The organism is uncultured Nisaea sp. (assembly GCF_963974195.1).
In the GTDB taxonomy this organism is placed as follows: Bacteria; Pseudomonadota; Alphaproteobacteria; order Thalassobaculales; family Thalassobaculaceae; genus Nisaea.
In genome coordinates this window covers 1-3,189 of sequence record NZ_CAXBDC010000194.1, presented here as the reverse complement: position 1 = coordinate 3,189, position 3,189 = coordinate 1, and the positions used below count along the sequence as shown (strand labels likewise).

At 60.6% G+C, this 3,189-nt stretch carries 4 protein-coding genes; 2 read left to right on the top strand and 2 right to left on the bottom strand.

Annotated features, from left to right (window positions below):
• The first annotated feature begins 49 nt into the window (after positions 1-49).
• Entirely contained in the window at positions 50-313 is a 264-nt protein-coding gene (locus AAC126_RS22070) for a ribbon-helix-helix domain-containing protein (protein ID WP_339857593.1), read from the top strand.
• A 189-nt stretch (positions 314-502) separates the two neighbouring features.
• On the opposite strand, the gene AAC126_RS22065 is transcribed toward AAC126_RS22070, so the two are convergent.
• Entirely contained in the window at positions 503-910 is a 408-nt protein-coding gene (locus tag AAC126_RS22065; RefSeq protein WP_339857590.1) for a VOC family protein, read from the bottom strand.
• A 64-nt stretch (positions 911-974) separates the two neighbouring features.
• On the opposite strand from AAC126_RS22065, the gene AAC126_RS22060 reads away from it, so the two are divergent.
• Positions 975-2,192 carry a crosslink repair DNA glycosylase YcaQ family protein gene (locus tag AAC126_RS22060; protein ID WP_339857585.1) on the top strand — a complete coding sequence of 406 codons (1,218 nt, stop codon included), beginning with the start codon at positions 975-977 and terminating at the stop codon, positions 2,190-2,192.
• Here the strand turns inward: AAC126_RS22060 and AAC126_RS22055 are convergent.
• Complete coding sequence (locus AAC126_RS22055; protein ID WP_339857583.1) at positions 2,189-3,106, bottom strand: LysR family transcriptional regulator; 918 nt, start codon at positions 3,104-3,106, stop codon at positions 2,189-2,191. The genes AAC126_RS22060 and AAC126_RS22055 overlap by 4 nt on opposite strands.
• Between the last annotated feature and the right edge of the window lie 83 nt (positions 3,107-3,189).

The following is a 3,189-nucleotide window of genomic DNA, read 5'->3' as shown; positions in this document are numbered from 1 at the left end:
CGGATTGTTGAACGCATACAACTTGTCTTAGTATTCACGGGAATTAACCATGGCGTTGGATTTTAACGGGGTCAGCATGAGCTCTTCGAAATCACGCAAGAATGTTTATGCGGGGCACCGGACCTCCATCATCCTGGAAGAAGACTTCTGGGATGCCCTGGAAGAGTGCGCGCATGATCGTGAATTGTGTATCGATTCTATCGTGACGGATGCAGAGAAGGCTTTCCCGGAGATGAGCCGGACAGCAGCTGTCCGGATGTTCCTGCTGGAGCATTTCCGCACCAAGGCGGAAGATACCGACCCGATTCACTGACCTGCCCTATCGTCGAATGATCGGAGTGTGGCGCCCGACGCCAGACCCGCTATCATTTCGGCATGATGACTTCTTCCCTTCTGACCGACGCCAAATCCGCACATCACGCAGGTGATCTGGAGCGTGCGATTGCTGGTGTGGATTTGCTACGCTGGATTCCCGGCCGCCACATGCCCCGCTGATCTCGCCCTAACTACCGTCGTAATCCGTCAGGTCCGCTTTCTCGGTCGCGGCGAAATCGACATGGATGTGATTGCCGTCATGATCGTGGATGTTCACCTGCTGGATACCCATTTCCGGCAGCACGCCGCAGCGATAGGCGATTTTCTGCTCCCGTAAGTGGGCCAGGAATGCGTCGAGGCCTTCCGCTGAAATCGCGAAATGTTCCAGCTGGGCATCGGGGCGGTATGGTGCAAGGTCTTCCTTGGAGCCGACCAGATGCACCATCGCGGCGCCGTTCGCATAGAGCCAGGCGCCGGGGAACGGGAAGGGCGGGCGGTCGCCTGGATGCATGTCCAGCACCCGGCCATACCATTCCACCATGGCATCGAGATTTTGCGTCCGAATGTTCACGTGATCGAGTTTCTTGAGCGCCATGGGCTTTCCTTTTTGTTCACGTTATGTTTCGATCCGGTGGTCTCAGTCGGAAGAAGCTTACCCCATGGCCGATATCATACCCAACCGCGACGCGCGGCGCCTGTTTCTCCACCTGCATGCGCTGTCTGATTCTCCCGGCCGGCCGTTCAGGCGCAAGGATCTGCCGGAGCTGATCCATCGTATCGGTTTCGTGCAGGTGGACAGCATCCGCACCGTGGAGCGGGCGCATCATCACATCCTGTTTTCCCGGGCGACAGCCTACAAACCGGAATGGCTGCACCACCATATCGAGCGGGAACGCACCCTGTTCGAGAACTGGACGCATGATGCCTCGGTGATCCCGGTCGAGTTCTACCGCTACTGGAAGCCGAAATTCGCCCGCACCCGGGACCGGTTGATGAGCCGGGACTGGTGGCGGGAGCGGCTTGGCGAGGATTACGAGGAAACCTGTGCGCGGATTCGCGCCCATATCATCGAGAACGGCCCGGTCCGGTCCCGGGATCTGACCGAGGGCGAAAGCCATCATGATGGCAGCGACCAGAACAAGGCCTGGTGGGGCTGGAAGCCGTCGAAATCAGCGCTGGAACATCTCTGGCGCACGGGGGAGCTGGCGGTCTCCGCCCGCGAGGGTTTCCAGAAGGTCTATGACATCGCTTCCAACGTCGTGCCGTCCGAACATTTCGATCCGGTGGTGCATGACGAGGAGTTCATCGACTGGGCCTGCCGGTCCGCGCTGGAGCGCCTTGGTTTCGCGACACCGGGGGAGCTTGCCGCTTACTGGGACGCGATCTCCCCCGTGGAAGCAAAAGCCTGGGCCGAACGGCAAACCGCCGACACCGCGGTCCCGGTCGAGGTGGAGAATGCGGACGGCACCCTGCGGCAGCATCTGGCCCGGCCCGATGCGTTTGATCTGATGGCCGCCGCCCCGCCCCCGCCCGGCCGTATCCGGTTCCTCAGCCCGTTCGACCCGGCGCTGCGTGACCGCAAGCGCCTGCAACGCCTGTTCGGCTACGATTACCGGATCGAGGTTTTCGTGCCTGAAGCGAAGCGGGAATATGGCTATTACGTCTTCCCGGTGCTGGAAGGCGACAGACTGGTTGGCCGGATCGATATGAAGGCCGACCGGCAAGCGGGTGTGCTCGGGGTGCGCAAGCACTGGTTGGAGCCACGGTTGAGCCTCACCGCCCAGCGCAAGGCCCGGATGGAGGCGGAGCTGGTGCGGTGGCTCAAATATCTCGGACTGGAGCGGGCGGAAGACGACGGGTTCGACGTCGCTCTCTAGTCTATCGTGGCATGGTCCCGGCGCTTCAGTACGGTTTTTGCCGTATCGATGAAGGCGCGCAGTTTCGGGTTATTGCCCGCGCGTTCCGGGAAATAGAGGAACAGGCCGGTTTCCTCGACGGAGGCTTCCGGAAGCAGCTCGACAAGCCTGCCATCGGCCAGTTCAGCCTCGATCCAGGGCTCGAAGATATAGATGATGCCTAGTCCCTCGAGCGCGAAGTCGAGGCCGATTGTCAGGTCGTTCAGAACGAGGTTCCCGTTCGAGGGAACCCGGACTTCGCCGGTACCGGATTCCAGCTCCCAGTCATACATGCCCCCCGAGGAATTTCGGTACGACATGCAGTTATGGTTCGCGAGATCTTCAAGCGATGTCGGTTTGCCGTAGCGCTCGATATAGGATGGCGCCGCCGCGATGATGGTCCGGAAGGGTGGTTTCAGCCGGAAAACCTTCATGTCCTGCTCGATGGAGCCGCCGAGCCGGATGCCCGCATCGAACCCTTCGGCGACAATATCCACCAGCCTCTTGTCGGCGGATATCTCAATCCTCAGATCGGGATAGCGCGGGAGCATTTCCTTGACGACCGGCGTTACCACCATAGGGACAAACGGCTGTGCGACCGTCAGGCGCAACAATCCTGAAACCTGCCCCTGCGCCGATTTCAACCGTTCCAGTGCTTCGTCGATGCCGGTAATGGACGGTGCGGTGGTATCGACCAGCAATTGCCCCCAGTCGGTCAGGGACACGCTGCGCGTCGTGCGGGCAAAGAGCGGCAGACCCAGCCGGTCTTCGACAAAGCGCACCGAATGGCTCACCGCGGAGGCGCTCATGCCGAGCTCCTTGGCGGCGGCCGCGAAACCGCCCCGGCGCGCAACGGCGAGGACGACGGGAAGATGGGGGAGGATGTCTCTCTGCATTGCTGAAAAATATTGCACAATTCATGCGGTTCAAGGGCGGATGTCTTTTTCGCAACTGCACCCATTTCTTTTCCAACGGCGAC